Genomic DNA, 19,463 nt, shown 5'->3' with positions numbered 1-19,463 from the left:
CTGTGGAGTGTCCGCACGGCATCGGTCAAGGGGTGCGACACGACTTCTTGGCCCGGCGGCCGACCACCGGATCGTCGCCGGATTCACCGCCGGGGTCGCCACCCGGGGTCGCCACCCGGGTCGTTACCAGGACCGCCGCCAGGTTTCTCCGGCGAGCGCGGTGGACCATGACCATTGAACCGGACCATTGACCCGTCAACCGGTTCCGGTTAGCGTCCACGCCGAGCCTTTCCCAGGATCAGCAGCACCTGTGCCCCCACCGCAGTGTTCGGCAAGCCTCGGGAGTTCATCCATGCGCGTCTTGCGATCGTCGTTCGCCGCTCTCACTCTCGCTCTGACAACGATGTCAGCCCTGGTCGTGCACTCCGCGCCGCCTTCCTCCGCGGCGCCCTCGGTCGCCGCGGCGACCGTGTGCAACACCTACTGCGACGCACGGGATCCGGCCCTCAGCGGCCAGGACCGCAGACCTGTCTCCGCCACGCTCTTCTCGCGGACGTTCGAGCTGCACTTCGACGACGCCGACGCCATGGGCTGGGCCTCCGTCGGCAACGGCGCTCCCGGGGACGAGGTGTGGCTGGACCGCTCCTACGACGGCGGCCGGACCTGGGCCTCGAACAGCCGCCTCGGCGCCACGAAGATCCCGGCGGGCCGGACGGGCTGGCGGACGCTGATGTACAACGTCGACGACTGGGCGGGCCACGGCGTCGGCGCGCTGCGCGCCTGCGGCAAGGCCGCCGACCGCACGGACGTGGTCTGCACACCGTGGGCCCGGTCCACCTGGAACGCGGGCAACCGGCGCACCGCGGCGGCGACCGCGCAGATGCAGTTCTACAACTACGGCACCGGCCTGTTCGACACCACCGGCTGGTGGAACTCGGCCAACGCGCTGCACGCCGTCATCGACAACATCCGGGTCACCGGCATGCAGAGCTACCGGTACGCCATCGGCCGCACCTACGATCTGCAGGTCAACGCGGCCGACGGGCAGTTCCGCAACGACTACATCGACGACACCGGCTGGTGGGGCCTGACCTGGATCGCGGCGTACGACCTCACCGGCGACCCCCGCTATCTGGCCACGGCACGGGCCGACGCGGACTACATGGCCTCCTACTGGGACAACACCTGCGGCGGCGGGGTGTGGTGGAGCACCGCGAAGACGGTCAAGAACGCCATCCCGAACTCCCTGTACATCGAGCTGAACGCCGCCCTGCACAACCGTATCCCCGGCGACACCACCTACCTCCAGCGTGCGAAGGCGGACTGGAGCTGGTTCCAGGGAACCGGCATGATCAACGCGGACCAGACGGTCAGCGACGGCCTGAGTCTGAGCACCTGCAAGGTCGGCGACAGCACGGTCTGGTCCTACAACCAGGGTCAACTCGTCGGCGGCCTGGTGGAGTTGCACAAGGCCACGGGCGACTCCTCGGTGCTCGCCGCCGCGCGCCGGATCGCCGACGCCAACACCGTGTCGAGCAAGCTCAACACCTCGGCCGGCATCCTGAGGGACCCCTGCGAGTCGGGGGACTGCGGCGCGGACGGGGCGTCCTTCAAGGGCGCCGACGTACGCGGCCTGGCGAAGCTGAACGCGGTCCTGTCCGACCGCCCCTACACCACCTACCTCAACAAACAGGCCGCCCAGGCCTACGCCGCCGACCGCAATCCGCTCGACCAGTACGGTCTGCGCTGGTACGGCCCGCTGGACAAGACGGACGCCGCGCGCCAGCAGAGTGCCCTCGATCTGATGAACGCGGCGTCCTGAGGCGGCGTCGTCCGTCCCGGGGGGTCGCCGGGCGGGCCGGACGGCGCGGGTCGGCCGGGCGGGCCGGGTCGGGTCGGTGGATGTGTTGACGACCGCCCACCGCCCACCGCCCGGCGCGGGGCGAGTCGCAGAGGTGCGGGCCCGTCGGGGCTGAGCGCGCAGTTCCCCGCGCCCCTCAAAAGCCCAGTGTCCAGGCGCCTTTCGAGGTGCGGGCCCCTTGCGGCTGAGCGCGCAGTTCCCCGCGCCCCTGAAAAGCCCTGCGTCCAGGCCTCATTCGAGGTGCGGGCCCGTCGGGGCTGAGCGCGCCGTTCCCCGCGCCCCTTAAAGACCCGACGTCGGCGTTTGCGGAAGCGCTTCGACGTAAGCTCCGCGAAGCCCGTCCAAGGGCAACCGTGGGCACTTCCTCGGCCGCACTGCACGTTCACAGGGACGGACATGACGTACTTCGACAACCCCGTCATCCCGGGCTTCAGCCCCGACCCCAGCGTCTGCCGGGTCGGTGACGACTACTACCTGGCGACGTCCAGTTTCGAGTACGTACCCGGCGTACCCCTGTGGCACAGCCGCGACCTGGTGCACTGGCGGCTGATCGGGCACGCGCTGGACCGGCCGTCGCAGTTGGCGCTGCCCGACACCGCCCCCGCCTCCACGGGCGTGTACGCGCCCACGCTGCGCCATCACGACGGCCTCTTCCACCTGATCACGACCGTGGTCGCCGGCGCGGGCAACATCCTGGTCACCGCCGAGGAGCCGGCGGGGCCCTGGTCGGACCCGGTACCGGTCGGCGTCCCGGGCATCGACCCGGACCTGGCCTGGGAGGAGGACGGAACCTGCTGGTGCGTGTTCTCGGACGGCGGGATCCGAGGGGTCCGCCTCGACCCGGAGTCCGGCGAACCGCTGGGCGATCCGGTGCCGATGTGGTCGGGCAGCGGACTGCAGTATCCCGAGGGCCCGCACCTCTACCGGATCGACGGCTGGTGGTACCTGCTGCTGTCGGAGGGCGGCACCGAGCGCGGCCACGCCCTGTCGGTGGCCCGGTCCCGTACGCTGCCGGGCCCTTTCGAAGCGCATCCGGCCAACCCCGTCCTGTCCCACCGCAGTACGAGCCATCCGGTGCAGAACACCGGCCACGGCGATCTGGTGCAGGCGCAGGACGGCACCTGGTGGATGGTGTTGCTGGGCACCAGGCCCCGGGGTGACACACCCATGTACCACGGCATGGGCCGGGAGACGTTCCTGGCGCCGGTGCGGTGGGAGGACGGTTGGCCGCTGCCCGGACCGCTGGAACCGCGTGCGCAGGCTCCGGCGCTCACCCCGCACCCCTGGCCGCGGGAGCCGGACCGCGACCACTTCGACTCCCCGTCTCTCGCGCCGTGCTGGGTGTCTCTTCGACGGAGCGACCCACAGGCCGTCCGGCTCGACGAGCGGCCGGGCCACCTGGTCCTGCACGCCCGCGCGGACAGTCTCGACACACCAGGCGCGCTCTTCGTCGGGCGCAGGCAGCGCGATGCCGACTGCACCGCGCGCACGCTGGTCGAGGTCCTCGACGGCGGCCGGGGCGGGCTCGCGGTACGCCTGGACGAGGCGCACCACTACGAGGTGGAGGTGGCCGACGGGACGGTCCGCGCGGTCGCCAGGATCGGCCCGCTGAGCCACTCGCTCGCCGAACGGACCGTGCCCGCCGGTCCGTTGGGACTGCGCATCGACATCACGACCTCCGACGTCCTGCCGCCCACGGTCATCTCCCGCGACCCGGCGACGGCTCCGCCGCCCGGCCTGCGCGCCGGCGGCCCCGACACACTTCGGCTGGGTTACGAGACGGACGGCGGTGTCTTCGAGGTCCTCGCCGAACTCGACGGCCGCTATCTGACCACCGAGGTCGCCGGGGGCTTCACCGGCCGTGTCCTCGGCATGTACGCCACGCGGGGCAGTGCGGCCTTCGACTGGTTCGAGCTGAGGTCCGGGGCGGAGGCCGACACGGGCTCCGAGAGGGCCGCGGCAGCTTCCTGACCTAGCGGCGGGCGATGAGGGCAAGCAGGAACAACCACTCCTTGCCACTCTCAACTTATAGCGCACCGGGGGGCTTGCGGCAAGGCCCCCGTCCTGCTGCAGAATCTCGCACTCAAGACGAGTAACTGCGGAAGAGGGTGATTCACGAAGTGCGTGCGTTTTTGCCGGTTCATGGGCCGCGCGGTGACATCGAACCGGGAGGAGCCGATGACATGGACTCTTTGACCACGAGCGCGTTCGACCTTCCCGACCACCTCTCCCCCAAGGCGGACCCGCTGCTGATCGGCGGCGACGAGAAGCACTTCGCGGCCATCGCGGAGACCCTCGACCAGACCATCGCCGAACTGTCCGACCGTCTTGACGCCGAGCGCAGGGCGCCCGGCGGCATCGGCCGGGAGGCGATGGAGCGCGACGCGGAGATCCATCGGCTGACCGCCCGGCTGCGCGCCCTGCGCCGTTTCGGCCTGGACCTCTGCCTCGGGCACGTCGTGAGCGCGGACGACCCCGAGCCGCTGTACATCGGACGGCTCGGCCTCACCGACAGCGCCGGACGGCGGCTGCTGACCGACTGGCGCTCGCCCGCGGCGGAGCCGTTCTTCGCGGCGACCCACGCCAACCCGCTGGGGTTGGTGAGCCGTCGCAGGTACCGCTGGACCCGCGGCCGGATCAGCGACTACTGGGACGAGGTGTTCACCGCCGACGGCCTCGAAGGACACGCGGCGCTCGACGATCACTCCGCCTTCGTCGCCAGTCTGGGCAGCACCCGCTCCAGCCGGATGCGGGACGTGCTCACCACCATCCAGGCCGACCAGGACGCGATCATCCGCGCCGGCTCCCCTGGCGCGCTCGTCGTCGACGGCGGCCCGGGCACGGGCAAGACGGTCGTCGCCCTGCACCGGTCCGCCTACCTCCTCTACTCCGACCCCCGTCTCGGTCACCGCCGGGGCGGCGTCCTGTTCGTCGGCCCGCACCAGCCCTATCTGGCGTACGTCGCCGATGTCCTGCCCAGCCTCGGGGAGGAGGGCGTGCGGACGTGCACGTTGCGGGACCTCGTCGCCGAGGGGGCCGGAGCGCCGGACGAGACCGACCCGGACGTGGCGTCCCTCAAGTCGTCCGCGCGCCTGGTCGGGGCGGTCGAGACGGCCGTCGGGTTCTACGAGGAGCCGCCCACGCAGGGGATGACGGTCTCCACACCCTGGTCCGACGTGCGGCTGAGCGCCGACGACTGGGCCGAGGCGTTCGGGACGCCGGGCCCCGGTGTGCCGCACAACGAGGCACGTGACCAGATCTGGGAGGCCCTGCTCGCGATCCTGCTGGACAGGCTCGACGACGACGTGCCTCCCGAGCTGTTCCGCCGGGCGCTGCTGCACGACGAGGAGCTGACCGGGACCCTCGACCGCGCCTGGCCCCTGCTCGAAGCGGCCGACGTCGTCGGAGACCTGTGGTCGGTGCCCGCCTATCTGCGGATGTGCGCTCCCTGGCTCGGCCCCGACGACGTACGCAGGCTGCAGCGCGCGGACCCGCAGGCGTGGACGGTGTCCGACCTGCCGATCCTGGACGCGGCGCGGCAGCGGCTCGGCGACCCGGAGTCGGCGCGGCGCAGGCGCCGGCACGAGGCCACCCTCGCCGCCCAGCGCGAGCGCATGACGCAGGTCGTCGACAACCTGATCGAGGCCGCGGCCGACTCGGGCGCCGACGGCGACGACGGCGAGGGCCTGGTGAGGATGTTGCGCGGCGAGGACGCCAGGGTCAGCATGGTCGACGAGTCCGAACTGTCCGTCGCCGAACCGGATCTGCTGGCCGGCCCGTTCGCGCACGTCGTCGTGGACGAGGCGCAGGAGCTGACCGACGCGCAGTGGCAGATGCTCCTGCTGCGTTGCCCGTCCCGGAGTTTCACCATCGTCGGGGATCGCGCGCAGGCCAGGCACGGGTTCACCGAGTCGTGGCGGGAGCGGCTGGAGCGGATCGGGCTCGACCGGATCGAGGTGGCCTCGCTGAGCATCAACTACCGGACCCCGCAGGAGGTCATGGCGGAGGCCGAGCCGGTCATCCGGGCCGCGCTGCCGGACGCCAACGTGCCGACCTCCATCCGCAGCAACGGTGTTCCCGTCGTCCATGGATCCGTCGCGGACCGGGATTCGGTCCTGGACACCTGGCTCGCCGCGCACCGGGACGGGATCGCCTGCGTCATCGGCGATCCGACGTTCCGGGCGACGCCCCGCGTCCGGTCGCTGACCCCGGAGTTGTCCAAGGGGCTCGAATTCGACCTGGTCGTCCTCGTCGACCCGCAGACGTACGGGACCGGGATCGCGGGAGCGGTCGACCGCTATGTCGCGATGACCCGGGCGACGCAGCGACTGGTCGTCCTCACCGGCGACTGAGCCCGGCCGGCCCTCCCCTCCGTATGCGCGCTTGTCCGCGGTCGTGTTCGGGCATACCGTGCCGCGGTGAAGCTCTTCTCGCTCGCCTGGAACGCATTGCGCACGGCGGTCGCCGAAGTCCCGGACGAGGACTTCGAGCAGCCGTCGGGCTGTACGGGGTGGCTCGTGCGGGATCTGGTGTGCCACCTGGTCATCGACGCCCAGGACATCCTGATCACCCTAGCCACCCCCGCCGACACCGAGCCGACCGTGGACGCGGTCACGTACTGGCAGCTCGACGGGGCCCCGGCCGGCGAGGATCCGCTGGACGCGCTGATCCCCCGGCTGGCCGCCGCGTACGGGGAGCCGGGGCTGCTGAAGTTCCACTTCGACGACGTCGGTTCCGCCGCGGGCCGCGCAGCCGGACTCGCCGATCCCGCGGCCCGTGTCGGCACCCGTGACGAGGTGCTGACCGTCGGCGCGTACCTGTCCGTGTACGTGCTCGAAGCGACCCTGCACCACCTCGACCTGATCGCCCGGCTGACCTCGACCGGCGGGCCGCCCGCCGAGACCCTGGCGGCGGCTCGCGCGGCGCTGGAGAGGATCGCCGGGACGCCGTTCCCGGCCTCGTTCTCCGACCGGGCCGCGCTGCTGATCGGCACCGGCCGGCGGACGCCGACCGACGCGGAGAGGACCGCCCTGGGCACCTTCGCCGAACGGCTCCCGCTCGTACTGGGCTGAGATCCTGTGTCATCTCCCCGGCCGGGTGGATCCGCGGCCCCGCCGGTCCGCCCCTGGTGGGGCCCTTCTAGGGTGCCGTCATGGACTCGCAGCACTACCTCGCAGAACTGTTCTCCCTGGACGGCCGGGTCGCCCTGGTGACCGGTGGCAGCTCCGGCATCGGGCGGGGGGTGGCCGAGGCGCTGGCCCGCGCCGGGGCGAGCGTCGTCGTCGTGGCGCGCGGGCAAGCGGAACTGACCGCCACGGTCGAGGAGTTGGAGGCGCTCGGCTGCAGGGCCGCCTGGGTGGGCGCGGATCTCGGTACGCGTGAAGGCGTGCGCGAGGCCGCCGAGCGGGCCGTCGAGGCCTTCGGTGAGCCCGACATCCTCGTCAACTGCGCCGGGGTCAACCTCCGGCCGCCGATGAGCGAGCTCAGCGACGAGGTCTGGGACACCACCATGGCCCTGAACCTGGACGCGCCCTTCCTGCTGGGCCGGCGTTTCGGCCCGGCCATGGCGGAGCGGGGCTTCGGCCGGATCATCCACGTCACCTCGCAACAGGCTCACCGCGCCTTCGTCCAGAGCGGTGCCTACGGCGTCTCCAAGGGGGCGCTGGAGTCGCTGGCCCGCTCGCAGGCGGAGGCCTGGTCGCCGTACGGGGTCACCGTCAACACCCTGGTGCCGGGCTTCGTGATGACCCCGCTGAACCGGCGTCTGTCGTCCGACCCGGAGAAGGTGGCGGCCCTGGCGGCGCGCACGATGGTCGGTCGCAACGGCCTCGCGGAGGACTTCGCGGGCGCGGCGGTCTTCCTGGCGAGCGCCGCCTCCGCGTACGTCACCGGGCAGTCGGTCTTCGTCGACGGCGGCTTCTCCGTGCACTGAAATGTTTTCCACGACCGGTCCGTGACCCGTAGGGTGGCCGGTGCAGCTGGTTCGCCCCGTCCGCCAGGCGGGTGCGTCGCAAGAGGGAACCCGGTGGGAATCCGGGACTGCCCCGCAGCGGTGAGTGGGAACGACCGCCGTCACACGCACTGGGCCCGGCCGGGTCTGGGAAGCGACGGCCAGTAGGTGTCCTCCGCAGGGAGGATGTGCCCGCGAGTCCGAAGACCTGCCAACTGCCCGTGCGCGAACCATTCGCGCGCGGAGATCCCGGTGACCTCGTGGGCGGGTCGGCGTACTTGTTCCGGCGGACGGCCGCGCGCTGCGCGCGGCTCGGATTCCGTCCGGTTCGTCACCCCTTCGCGTTCACGTCCCGTCCCGGGATCCCAGGGAGATATCTCGCGAAGGAGATTTCCGTGACAGCGCAGTCCGCAGCCGCGGCGGCCCGGGCCACCGTGTACGGCTACCCCCGCCAGGGACAGCACCGGGAACTGAAAAAGGCCGTCGAGGGCTACTGGAAGGGCCGGGTCGACGCCGACACCCTCCGGATGACCGCCGCCGGCCTGCGCCGGACGAACTGGCGGCAGCTGGCCGAGGCCGGCGTGCACGAGGTTCCCACCGGTGACTTCTCGTACTACGACCACGTCCTGGACACCAGCGTCATGGTCGGCGCGATCCCCGAACGCCACCGCGCCGCCGTCGAGGCCGACGCGCTCGACGGCTACTTCGCCATGGCGCGCGGCACCCAGGACGTGGCGCCGCTGGAGATGACCAAGTGGTTCGACACGAACTACCACTATCTGGTGCCCGAGTTGGGCCCGGACACCGTCTTCACGGCCGACTCCGCCAAGCAGGTCTCGGAGCTGACGGAAGCCCTCGCGCTCGGGCTCACCGCACGTCCGGTCCTCGTCGGACCCGTCACCTACCTCCTGCTCGCCAAGCCCGCGCCTGGCGTGGCCGCCGGCTTCGACCCGCTGACGCTCATCGACCGGCTGCTGCCCGTGTACGCCGAGATCGTCGCCGACCTTCGCGCCGCGGGGGCCGAGTGGGTGCAGCTCGACGAACCGGCTCTGGTTCAGGACCGCACGCCCGCCGAACTGAACACCGCCACCCGCGCCTACCGGGATCTCGGCGCCCTGACCGACCGGCCGAAGCTGCTGGTCGCCTCGTACTTCGACCGGCTCGGCGACGCCCTGCCGGTCCTCGCCAAGGCCCCGGTGGAGGGCCTGGCGCTGGACTTCACCGGGGCCGCCGCCGCCGACCTGGACGCGCTGGCCGCCGTGGGCGGGCTGCCCGGCAAACGGCTGATCGCCGGAGTGGTCGACGGCCGCAACATCTGGGTCAACGACCTGGAGACCTCCCTCGCCACGCTCGGCACCCTGCTCGGACTGGCCGGCCGGGTCGACGTGGCAGCCTCCTGCTCCCTCCTCCACGTCCCCCTCGACACCGCCGCCGAGCGCGACATCGAGCCGCAGATCCGCCGCTGGCTCGCCTTCGCCCGGCAGAAGACCACCGAGATCGTCACGCTGGCCAAGGGGCTCGCGGGCGGCACCGGCGCGATCGCCGCCGAACTCGCCGCCAACCGGGCCGACCTGGCCTCCCGCGCCGGGTCCGCGATCACCCGCGATCCCGCCGTACGAGCCCGGGCCGCCGCCGTCACGGACGCCGACGCCCGCCGCTGCCAGCCGTACGCCGAGCGGGCCGCCGCCCAGCGCGCCCACCTCGGTCTGCCGCTGCTGCCGACCACCACCATCGGCTCGTTCCCCCAGACCACGGAGCTGCGCACGGCGCGGGCGGACCTGCGGGCCGGGCGAATCGACGGCGCCGGGTACGAGGAGCGCATCAGGGCCGAGATCGGCGAGGTCATCTCGTTCCAGGAGAAGACCGGCCTCGATGTGCTCGTGCACGGCGAACCCGAACGCAACGACATGGTCCAGTACTTCGCCGAGCGGCTCACCGGATACCTCGCCACCCGGCACGGCTGGGTCCAGTCCTACGGCACGCGGTACGTTCGCCCGCCGATCCTGGCCGGGGACATCTCCCGCCCTGAACCCATGACGGTGCGCTGGACGACGTACGCGCAGTCGCTCACCGCCAAGCCGGTCAAGGGCATGCTGACCGGGCCCGTCACCATGCTCGCCTGGTCCTTCGTCCGCGACGACCAGCCCCTCGGTGACACCGCCCGGCAGGTCGCCCTCGCCCTGCGCGACGAGGTGAACGACCTGGAGGCGGAAGGGACTTCGGTCATCCAGGTGGACGAGCCCGCCCTGCGCGAGACACTGCCGCTGCGCGCCGCCGACCGTCCGGCGTACCTGGCGTGGGCCACCGAGGCGTTCCGCCTCAGCACCGGTGGCGTGCGTCCGGACACCCAGATCCACACGCACATGTGCTATGCCGAGTTCGGTGACATCGTGCGGGCCATCGACGACCTGGACGCCGATGTCATCAGCCTGGAGGCGGCTCGCTCACACATGCAGGTCGCCCGTGAGCTGGCCGCGCACGGCTATCCGCGCGAGGCCGGGCCCGGGGTGTACGACATCCACTCCCCCCGGGTGCCGGGCGCCGACGAAGCGGCGGCGCTGCTGCGCGCGGGACTTGAGGCCATTCCCGCCGAGCGCCTGTGGGTCAACCCCGACTGCGGTCTGAAGACCCGGGCCTGGCCCGAGACCCGCGCGTCCCTGGAGAACCTGGTCGCCGCGGCCCGCACGATCCGTACGGAGCTGTCCGCGTCCTGATCCACGCGGCGGGCCGGGAGTGCGGACACGGAACCCGCCTCCCGGCCCCTGCTTTGCGCTTCCCCCGGTCACTGCTCCCGCTGCCGCACCGGGAGGTGCGGCGGCTGAGCGCGGTGCGCATCCCGGGCGGGACGGGGGTCGGCGCGCTGTCCTCGCACTTCCTGATGCAACTGGCGCGGCGCATGCGGGAACTCACCCCCGCCGACGCCACCAGACTGTCCACCCCGACTCTCGCTGCAGTGCGCGGAGACCAACGACCTGTGCGCCGACGCGTGACAACAGGCCCGGCCGTACAGTGCGGCCTGACTTCGCCAACTGGGCTCCATACACGGCCAGTTGATGGATTGCCATACCAACAGGGCCAGCGTGGCTCTATGTTCACTGCGGCACCTTGCCGCACGGATTCCTGAACCTGGAGGCACTGCCCATGCGTACCTCGTTCCGCACCGCGGTGGTCGGCGCGGTCGCCGCCGTCACCGTCCTGGCCGGGGGAACGGCCCACGCCACCCCGCCAGGCCCCGGAGTCACCGGCACCCTGATCGCCCAGAAGACGGTCGGCGGCACCGACTACGTCGTCCGGGAGATCACCGTGCCGCCCGGCCAGGCCACCGGCTGGCACTACCACGACGGCCCGCTCTACGCGTACGTCAAGCAGGGCACGCTGAGCCACTTCGACTCCACGTGCGCCTCGGACGGTGTGTATCCGCGGGGCAGCACCGTCCAGGAGCCGGCGGGCTCGGGCAACGTCCACATAGGCCGCAACCTGGGTGACACCCCGGTCGTCCTCACCGTGCTCTACGTACTGCCGCACGGCGCCCCCTTCTCGCAGGACGCCCCGAATCCTGGGTGCGCCTTCGAGTAGGGGCGGAACCGGCTCAGGCCGTGGGCGCCCGGTCACGGGTCCGGTCGCGACCGCGGTCCCTTTCCCGGTCACGGTCCCGGCTCAGGCGCTTGCGGAGCGTCTGGGCGAACTCCTCAGCCTCCGCCAGCTGCGCGCGGAGCTTCTCCACCTGCCAGACGGCATGCTCCTCGTACTCCCGCACGCGCCGCAGCAGGGACTGCCGCTCGTACGCCGTCATCTCCTCGTCGGAGTCGAGGCGGTCGGTGACGGCGAGCAGGTCGCGCATCTGCTCCAGGGTGAAGTCGAGCGGCTGCATCCGGCGGATCGCCTTGAGCCGCGCGACATCCTCCCTGGTGTAGAGGCGGAAGCCGCCCTGGGAGCAGGCGGAGGGCGCGACCAGGCCGGTCGCCTCGTAGTGACGGATCGTGCGCAGCGCCAGCTCCGTGCGCGCGCCGACCTCGCCGATCTGCATGTGCTCGCTGCTCATTCGGGCGCCCTACCTCGTCTGTCTCGTCTGTGTCCGCCGCCCGGGCATGGGGCGGTGGACGTCGATCGCTACCGTGACGTCGAGGTAAAGTATGTGATCATCAGGCCGGTTCCGTGGTGCTCCCACTCCGTGGGGCGGAAGAAAACTTCCCGTGGCCCGTGGCGCCCCGCGACCTCCCTCAGCCCTTCACCGCCCCCGCCGTGAGCCCCTGGACGATGTGCCGGCTGGCGAAGGCGAACAGGATCATCGTGGGCAGGATGGTCAGGACCGCCGCCGCGGACATCGAGCCCCAGTCGATGTTGAAGCTGGAGATGAACCCGTTCAGGGCGGTCGGCACGGTCTTGTTGCTGTCGCTGTTCATCAGCGTCACCGACAGGAACAGCTCGTTCCAGCAGTTGACGAAGTTGAAGATGAACGCCGCGATGATGCCGGGCCGCATCACCGGCAGCAGCACCCGGAACAGCGCCCCGAACCGGGACAGGCCGTCGATCATCGCGGCCTCCTCCAGCGCGTCCGGGATGTTCTCGAAGAACCCCCGGAGCATCACCGTGCAGAACGGGATGCAGACCGCGATGTAGACGAGGATCAGCCCGAGCCGGTTGTCGACCATCTTGAGGTCGGTCATCAGCAGGTACAGCGGCCCCAGCGCGATGAACGTCGGGATCATCTGGGTCACCAGGGCGGCCATCAGCAGCGCCGACTTCGTACGGAACTCGAAGCGGGCCAGTACGTACGCCGACAGCATCGAGATGACGGTGGCGATCGCGGCGGCGACGGTCGCCACGATGAGGCTGTTGGTGAGGTAGACGCCGAAGTCGGCCTTGCCGAACAGTCCGCTGTAGTTCTCCAGCGAGAAGTGCTCGGGCCAGTAGGCGATCGGGAAGGCGAAGATGTCCCCGGGCGCCTTCAGCGACGTGATGGTGATCCAGTAGAGCGGGAAGACGGTGAAGACCAGCCACAGCCCCAGGAAGGTGAACTTGGTGGCCCGGCCCGCCGTGGACTCCTTGCCGATCACGGCTTCACCTCTCGCTTCTCGCGCGTGGCCAGAAGGAAGAAGACCGCGAACACCAGCAGCGTGGCGACGACGATGAGGCCGAGCGCGGAGGCTCTGCCGTAGTCACCCTGCTGCGTGATCTTGATCATCCACGTGGTCACGATGTGCGTCTCGTTGTTCGGTCCGCCGCCGGTCATCCCGAAGATCAGGTCGGGGAAGTTGAAGATCCAGATGACACGCAGCAGCACGGTCAGCGCGAGGGTGACCCGGATGTACGGAATGGTGATCTGGAAGAGCGTGCGCGCCTTGCCGGCGCCGTCCAGCGCCGAGGCCTCGTACAGCTCCTCGGGGATGGACTGCAGCGCGGCGAGGATCATGATCGTGAAGAAGGTGACCCCGTACCAGATGTTGGCGACCACGACGGCGAACATCGCGGTCTTCGGGTCGGCGAGCCAGGCGACCGGCTCGTCGATCAGGCCGACCTTCTGGAGCAGGTCGTTGACGACGCCGAACTCGCTGTTGAACATCCAGCGGAACAGGATGCCGATGAGGAAGCCGGAGATCGCCCAGGGGAAGAAGATGAGCGCCTGGTAGAGGCCGCGGAAGCGGAACCTGCGGCGCAGCCACAGCGCGAGGGCGAAGCCGATGACCAGCTGGGGCACGATCGAGCCGAACACCCAGATGGCGGTGTTGCTCAGCACGGTGCCCCAGGCGGGGTCGGCGAAGACGTCGCGGAAGTTCTGCAGGCCCACCCAGGAGGTGTCGGTCAGGTCCGTCAGGTTCCAGTGGCGGAAGGCCATCTGGCTGCCGGCGATCATCGGGTAGTACGTGAAGACCGCCACGAAGATCGCGGCCGGGGCCATGAAGAGGGTGATGAGGAAACCGCGCCGAGCGGTGAACTCGGGCTTGCGGCGGCCTGGTGAGACCTTGCGGACGGGCCGGGCGCCCCCGTTGCCGGAGGCTCCCGTCGAAGCTGTCTTGGCCGTCTGCGTCGTGGACGTCGTTTCGGACGCGGTGGGCATGGCTAGTTCCCCTGCTGCCGCTTCTCGGTCCAGTACGTGTCCCAGCCGGCCAGCAGTTCCTTGGGCGTCGTCTTGCCGAGGACCATCTTCTGGATGTCGGCGTCGGCCTTCTGCTGCCACTCGGCCCACCAGGCGACCCCGCGCGGCTGGCTGACGTTGAGGTAGGTGTCCGGATTCTCCGTCATGGTGACGTAGCTGGACCAGGGACCGGTCTTGTAGAACGGGTCCTCGGCGGCCGACTTGAGGATCGGCACCAGGCTGTTCGTCTTGGTGAAGTCCGTCGACGCCTTGCCCTCGGAGAGGAACTCGACCAGCTTGACGGCTTCCTTCTTGTGCTTGCTGCCCTTGGCGACACCCCATCCGGCGGTGGCCAGCGGCTGTACGGTCTTGCCGCTGGGGCCCGCCACCAGCGGGGCGGTACTCCACTGGTCCTTCTTGATGGACTTGGACTCCGAGACGGTGGCGATGACCTCGGGGTCCTGCAGCAGGAAGGCCGTCGAGCCGTTCGAGAAGCCCTCGACCATCTCCGGGTAGCCCCAGGAGACGGACGACTTCGGGGACGCCTCCTTGAAGAGCTTCAGGTAGGTCTCCATGGCGTCCTGCGCCTCGGGCGCGGAGAAGATCGTCTTGCCGCTCTTCAGCTTGAAGCCGTCGGCGGCGTCGATCTCGTCGGCCACGTACGCCTCGATGATGGCGGTGGCGTTGCCCTGGGCGTTGGCTCCGCCGCGGAAGGCGTACCCGTACTTGCGCTTGCCCGGGTCGTGGATGGCGGAGGCCTGTTCCAGCAGGTCGTCCCAGGTGGCCGGCGGCTTGCTGAAGCCGGCCTCCTTGATCAGGTCGGTGCGGTAGAAGACGCTCAGTCCGTAGAAGCCGTACGGCACGAAGTACGTCTTGCCCTTGGCGTCCTGGGAGGCCTTGACGGCGTTCTCCGTCATCGCCTCCCAGCCCTTCCAGCCGGTGAGGTCCTTCTTCATGTCGTAGATCCAGCCGTTGTTCGACCAGGGTCCGACGGTCGTGTCCCGCACTTCGAGGGTGTCGACCCCGCTGCCGGACTGGAGCATCTGCTGGATCTTCTGGTCGGCCTGCTCGGTGGGCGGCGAGATCAGGTTGACCTTGATCTTGGGGTTCTGCTTCTGGAAGTCCGCTATCAGGCCCTTGATCAGGTCCGTGCGGGCGGGGTTGGTCAGGCTCTCCACCATGTTGAGGGTGACCGTGCCGTCGGCCTGGGAGCCGCTCATGCTGCTACAGCCGGTCAGGACCATCGTGGCGGCGGTGCCGAGGGCGAGAGCTGCCGTCCTTCTTCTCATCGCGGGGACCTCTTTCTGTGCTGCTGTGCCGGGGGACAGGCGTTACGGACGCCGGGGTGCGTGCGGGTCGTGGGCTGCGGGCGTGGTCATGCCCCGCCCTGGTGTTCGCGGGCCGCGCGGGCCCAGCGGCCGAGGAGGGGGACGCAGTCCTCGGCGAAGTACTCGTAGTCGGCGGCGGTGTTGTAGACGTGGGCGGACAGCCGCATGTAGCCGATGCCGTCGAAGCTGGTGAAGGCCGCCTCGACGCCGAGTTCGCGGGCGGCCCGGTCACGCAGCGCGTCCGCCTCGATCCGGCTGCCCGCCAGCCCGTCCGGCAGCCGTACCAGCCGCATGCCCGGGACCGGCATGCCCACGTCGACCGTGCCGGTGACGCCGGTCAGTTCGGCGAAGGCCGCGCCGATGACGCGCTCGCCGTAACCGGCCAGGTCGTCCATGTACCGGCGGGCGGTGTCCCAGCCCCAGGTGGTCTCGACGAAGTCCAGGGCCGCCGGGGCCGCGAGATAGCCGGTGGCGTCGATCGTGCCCTGCTGGTCGAAACGGTCGGGGTACGGATCGGCGGCGCCCCACGAGTCGATCAGGGGGTAGAGCTCCTCGCGCAGCTCGCCGCGGGCGACCAGCGTGGCGGTGCCGCGCGGTGTGCAGCCCCACTTGTGCAGGTTGCCGACCCAGAAGTCGCAGGTCAGGCCCGCCAGCGGGGCCTCGATCAGACCGGGGGCGTGCGCGGCGTCCACCAGGAGCGGGATACCGCGCCGACGGGCCTCCGCGCCGACCAGCTCCACCGGCAGCCGGCGTGCGGTGGCGGACGTGATCTGGTCGAGGACGATCAGATCCGTGTCGTCGTCGACCGCGGCCATCACGGCCTCGTACGCCTGCTCCTCGCTCGCCTCCAGCGGCACCCCGGCGGTACGCACCTCGCCGCCCCAGCGCCTGGCGAGGCGCTCGGCGCCCATGGTCACCGCGCCGTAGCCGTGGTCGGTGACGACGATGCTGCCACCCCTGCGCCGCTGGAGCGAGGCGAACACGACGCTGATGCCGGCGCTCGCGTTCGGCACCAGGGCCACGTCGTCGGGGGCGACCCGCAGAAAGGCCGCGAGGTCGATCCGGGCGGCGGCGATCCGCTGCGGCAGGGCCGGGAACCACACCACCGGCGAACTGTCCATCTCGGCGCGGAACTCGTTCTGCCGTTCCTGGGCGACCAGCGGCACCGCCCCGAACGAGCCATGGTTGAGGTGCTTCATGACGGGGTCCAGCGACCACGCCCGGGCCGCGGGACGGCCGTCCGCCAGCAGCAAGGGACGCGGGGCGGTGGTGACCTCGGTCTCGCTCACATCACTCCACATCTACCGAACCCGAGTGCCCGCCGACAGCAGGTCTGCAGTCCGCAGACATCTGACATCGGGCGGGACACGTATGATGACTCGGCATCCTGCACGGCATTTTTGCGCCACGCAAGAGGTAAGCAGCGTTAGTCATCAGATGACTTTGGACCGATACAGCAAAGACATCTGATGACCGGGAGTCGCTAGAGTGCCCGAGGGTTACGGTGCTGCCGCCGGCCCGCCACGGGAGGAATCGGATGTCCGCAGTCGACAGGGCGTTCCACGGCCTGCGCCACATGATCGCGACAGGGCGGCTCGGGCCGGGTGAGCGCATTCCGCCCGAGGCCGAGCTGGGCGAGGAGCTGGGGGTGTCCAGGGGGCCCCTGCGCGAGGCCGTACGGATGCTGTCGGCGCTCGGTGTGGTCGAGCCGCGGCACGGCTCGGGGACCTATGTGTCCCAGCTCAGGCCGGAGGACATCATCGGCAGCCTCTCCCTGACCCTCGAACTCCTGCCGCTGACAGGCCTGTTGGAGGTGTACGAGATCCGGCGGGTGCTGGAGGCGCATGTCGCGTCCAAAGCCGCCGCACGGCGGACCCCCGAGACGGTGAAGTCACTCTTCTCGCTCATCGAGGCCATGGAGGCCACCGAGGACCCCTCCGAGGCCTCGGACCTCGACCACCGCTTCCACGCCGAGATCGCGCGGGCCGCCGAGAACCCCACGCTGGCGTCGCTGCTCGCGGTGTTCCGCGCGCGCTCCCGCAAGTACCAGATCTTCACGCTTCCCGAGGGTCCTGAGCTGCGGCGCAAGAGCGACGCGGACCACCGGGTGCTGGCGACCGCGATCGCCGACCGGGACCCCGGAGCGGCGGCGGGGGCCGCGGAGGCACATGTCACGCAGACGGAGCGGTGGTTGCGGGCGTTCATGCCGCCGGTGGAGGAACAGGACACCGACGGCGTGCCGGACTGACGCGCCGTTTCCCGCACCCCTGGGGGATGCACCCGTCCGACGGCCCGGCCCACCGCCCTTCCGGGGCGCTCCCGGAAGGGGGTCCGGCCGGCCCGCCGCCCGTCCCGAGAACAGGCACCCGCCCAGGAACGTCCCCTCCAGGGACCGGTACCCGTGGACGCCGCCCCCGCCGAACCCGGAGACCTCCCCGGCCGCGTACAGACCGGGCACCGGCGTGCCGTTCGCGTTCAGGACCCGGCCGGAGAGGTCGGTCTGGAGGCCGCCGAGGGTCTTGCGGGTGAGGATGTTGAGGCGAACGGCGATCAACGGCCCGGCACTCGAGTCCAGGATCTTATGCGCCGCCGCCGTACGGCTGATGCTGTCGCCGGGGTAGGCGAGGGCGTTGCGGATCCCCATGACCTGGAGGTCCTTGGTGTACGGGTTGTCGATCTCCCGGTCGCGCGCCTCGATCTGGCGTTGCAGGGCGGCCAGGTCGATCAGGCCGTCGCCGGTCAGTTTGTTCATGCCGCGGACGAGTTCGGACAGGCTCGTGGCGACGACGAAGTCCACGCCGTTCTTCTTGAATTTCTCGATCGGCTCGGGCGTCTGCCAGATGCGCGAGAGCAGCTTCCAGATGTTCTTCTCGGTCAGGTCGGGGTTCTGCTCGGAGCCGGAGAGCGCGAACTCCTTGGCGATGATCTTCTGGGTGGTGACGAACCACGAGTAGTCGTACCCGGAGGCGGTGATCGACTTCAATGTGTGGAGGGTGTCGTAGCCGGGCAGGTCGGGTGCGCCGAACCGCTTGCCGGTGGCGTCGAACCACATGGACGAGGGGCCCGGCAGGATCCGGATGCCGTGGCCCGGCCAGATGGGATCGTAGTTCCTGAGGCCCTCGGTGTAGTGCCACATCCGGTCGGGGTTGACGATCCGGCCGCCCGCCTTCTCGGTGATCGCGAGCATCCGGCCGTCCACATGGGCCGGGACTCCGGTGATCATGGTCTTGGGCGGGGTGCCGAGCCGGGCCGGCCAGTTCTGCCGTACGAGGTCGTGGTTGGCGCCGATGCCGCCGGAGGTGACGATCACGACCGGGGCGCGCAGCTCGAAGTCCCCGACGACCGTGCGCGAACTGGGCTTGCCACGGGCGGCGTTGCTCGGCTCCAGGACGGCACCGCGGACGCCGGTCACCGCGCCGTTCGTCGTCACGAGCCCGTCGACGCGGTGCCGGAACTTGAAAGTCACCTTGCCGTCCGCGACCGCCGCCCGCACCTTCTTCTCGAAGGGTTCGACGACCGCGGGACCCGTGCCCCAGGTGACGTGGAAGCGGGGCACCGAGTTGCCGTGGCCGTCCGCGAGACCGCCGCCGCGCTCCGCCCAGCCGACGATGGGGAACCACTGCACGCCCAGGCCCGCGAGCCAGGACCTCTTCTCGCCGGACGCGAAGTCCACGTACGCCTCGGCCCACTTGTAGGCCCAGTGGTCCTGGCCCGTCGTGTCGGTGAGGCCGCGGTCGAAGCCGGCGGTGCCCAGCCAGTCCTGCCAGGCCAGTTCCTGGGAGTCCTTGATGCCCATCAGCCGCTGTTCGTCGGAGTCGACGAGGAACAGGCCGCCGAAGGACCAGAACGCCTGGCCGCCGAGGTTCGTCGCCGGTTCCTGGTCGAGAAGCAGCACCCTGCGACCCGCCGCGGCCAGTTCCGCGGTGGCGACCAGGCCGGCCAGCCCGCCTCCGACGACGATCGCGTCCGCGTCCGAGGCGGCGGACGAGGCCGCGAAGGCGGGGGCGGTCGCCTGCGCCAGGGCGGTGGCGGCGAGCGCGCCGCCCGCCGCCGTCAACGCGCGACGCCGGGTGATCGCGGCCAGGGCCGGTGAGTTCTCCATGGACTGCCTTCCGGAGGAGACGGAGGAGATGCGAGACGGGGATACGGGGGATGTTCCTGGGGCGGCTGCACTGTTACCGTCGGTAGCCCACAGGGAACCAGTTCGTCACAGCGATGTGGTAGTGGCCGGACACCAACGTGCGGACGGCTTCGTTGTGGCCCGGCGACAGCGCGGCCGACTCACGGGTGGATCGCTGGCGGATCGCG

13 protein-coding genes, 1 pseudogene and 1 riboswitch are annotated in these 19,463 nt (G+C 70.6%); of the genes and pseudogenes, 8 read left to right on the top strand and 6 right to left on the bottom strand.

The window, feature by feature from the left end:
- The first annotated feature begins 343 nt into the window (after positions 1-343).
- The 7 genes from K3769_RS37375 (at position 344) to K3769_RS37345 (ending at position 11,327) form a co-directional block, all read left to right on the top strand.
- Positions 344-1,762: a glycoside hydrolase family 76 protein gene (locus tag K3769_RS37375; RefSeq protein WP_372515186.1), complete on the top strand. Its 1,419-nt coding sequence runs from the start codon at positions 344-346 to the stop codon at positions 1,760-1,762.
- A gap of 435 nt (positions 1,763-2,197) precedes the next feature.
- Positions 2,198-3,772, top strand: a complete 1,575-nt coding sequence (locus tag K3769_RS37370; RefSeq protein ID WP_267030648.1) for a glycoside hydrolase family 43 protein — start codon at positions 2,198-2,200, stop codon at positions 3,770-3,772.
- 212 nt (positions 3,773-3,984) lie between these two features.
- Complete coding sequence (gene helR, locus K3769_RS37365) at positions 3,985-6,153, top strand: RNA polymerase recycling motor ATPase HelR (RefSeq protein ID WP_267030647.1); 2,169 nt, start codon at positions 3,985-3,987, stop codon at positions 6,151-6,153.
- A gap of 66 nt (positions 6,154-6,219) precedes the next feature.
- Positions 6,220-6,873, top strand: a complete 654-nt coding sequence (locus K3769_RS37360) for a maleylpyruvate isomerase N-terminal domain-containing protein (protein ID WP_267030646.1) — start codon at positions 6,220-6,222, stop codon at positions 6,871-6,873.
- A gap of 80 nt (positions 6,874-6,953) precedes the next feature.
- Positions 6,954-7,733 (top strand): SDR family NAD(P)-dependent oxidoreductase, encoded by a 780-nt coding sequence (locus K3769_RS37355; protein ID WP_267030645.1) that lies wholly within the window; start codon positions 6,954-6,956, stop codon positions 7,731-7,733.
- A gap of 30 nt (positions 7,734-7,763) precedes the next feature.
- A riboswitch (cobalamin riboswitch) is annotated at positions 7,764-7,981 on the top strand.
- A 165-nt stretch (positions 7,982-8,146) separates the two neighbouring features.
- Positions 8,147-10,465, top strand: a complete 2,319-nt coding sequence (metE, locus tag K3769_RS37350; RefSeq protein WP_267030644.1) for a 5-methyltetrahydropteroyltriglutamate--homocysteine S-methyltransferase — start codon at positions 8,147-8,149, stop codon at positions 10,463-10,465.
- A 427-nt stretch (positions 10,466-10,892) separates the two neighbouring features.
- Positions 10,893-11,327, top strand: coding sequence for a cupin domain-containing protein (locus K3769_RS37345; protein ID WP_267030643.1), 435 nt, complete (start codon positions 10,893-10,895; stop codon positions 11,325-11,327).
- 13 nt (positions 11,328-11,340) lie between these two features.
- Here K3769_RS37345 and K3769_RS37340 read toward each other — a convergent pair whose 3' ends face one another.
- The 5 genes from K3769_RS37340 to K3769_RS37320 form a co-directional block, all read right to left on the bottom strand.
- Positions 11,341-11,793 (bottom strand): MerR family transcriptional regulator, encoded by a 453-nt coding sequence (locus K3769_RS37340; RefSeq protein WP_267030642.1) that lies wholly within the window; start codon positions 11,791-11,793, stop codon positions 11,341-11,343.
- Positions 11,794-11,971: 178 nt separating this feature from the next.
- Positions 11,972-12,808 (bottom strand): carbohydrate ABC transporter permease, encoded by an 837-nt coding sequence (locus K3769_RS37335; RefSeq protein WP_267030641.1) that lies wholly within the window; start codon positions 12,806-12,808, stop codon positions 11,972-11,974.
- On the bottom strand, positions 12,805-13,809 hold the full coding sequence (locus tag K3769_RS37330; RefSeq protein ID WP_267030640.1) for a carbohydrate ABC transporter permease: 1,005 nt from the start codon (positions 13,807-13,809) through the stop codon (positions 12,805-12,807). Before K3769_RS37330 ends, K3769_RS37335 begins: the two co-directional genes overlap by 4 nt.
- A 2-nt stretch (positions 13,810-13,811) precedes the next feature.
- Positions 13,812-15,116: an ABC transporter substrate-binding protein gene (locus tag K3769_RS37325; RefSeq protein WP_267030639.1), complete on the bottom strand. Its 1,305-nt coding sequence runs from the start codon at positions 15,114-15,116 to the stop codon at positions 13,812-13,814.
- 86 nt (positions 15,117-15,202) lie between these two features.
- Entirely contained in the window at positions 15,203-16,444 is a 1,242-nt protein-coding gene (locus K3769_RS37320; RefSeq protein ID WP_267030638.1) for an aminotransferase class V-fold PLP-dependent enzyme, read from the bottom strand.
- A 248-nt stretch (positions 16,445-16,692) separates the two neighbouring features.
- Here K3769_RS37320 and K3769_RS37315 point away from each other — a divergent pair, with 248 nt between their 5' ends.
- Positions 16,693-17,403, top strand: coding sequence for a FadR/GntR family transcriptional regulator (locus tag K3769_RS37315; protein ID WP_267030637.1), 711 nt, complete (start codon positions 16,693-16,695; stop codon positions 17,401-17,403).
- Positions 17,404-17,490: 87 nt separating this feature from the next.
- On the opposite strand, the pseudogene K3769_RS37310 reads toward K3769_RS37315, so the two are convergent.
- Positions 17,491-19,257, bottom strand: a pseudogene (locus K3769_RS37310) (FAD-binding dehydrogenase); the annotation flags it as partial.
- Positions 19,258-19,463 lie beyond the last annotated feature (206 nt).

The sequence above is a fragment of the Streptomyces ortus genome, assembly GCF_026341275.1.
GTDB lineage: Bacteria > Actinomycetota > Actinomycetes > Streptomycetales > Streptomycetaceae > Streptomyces > Streptomyces ortus.
This window is presented reverse-complemented; position numbering and strand designations above follow the sequence as displayed.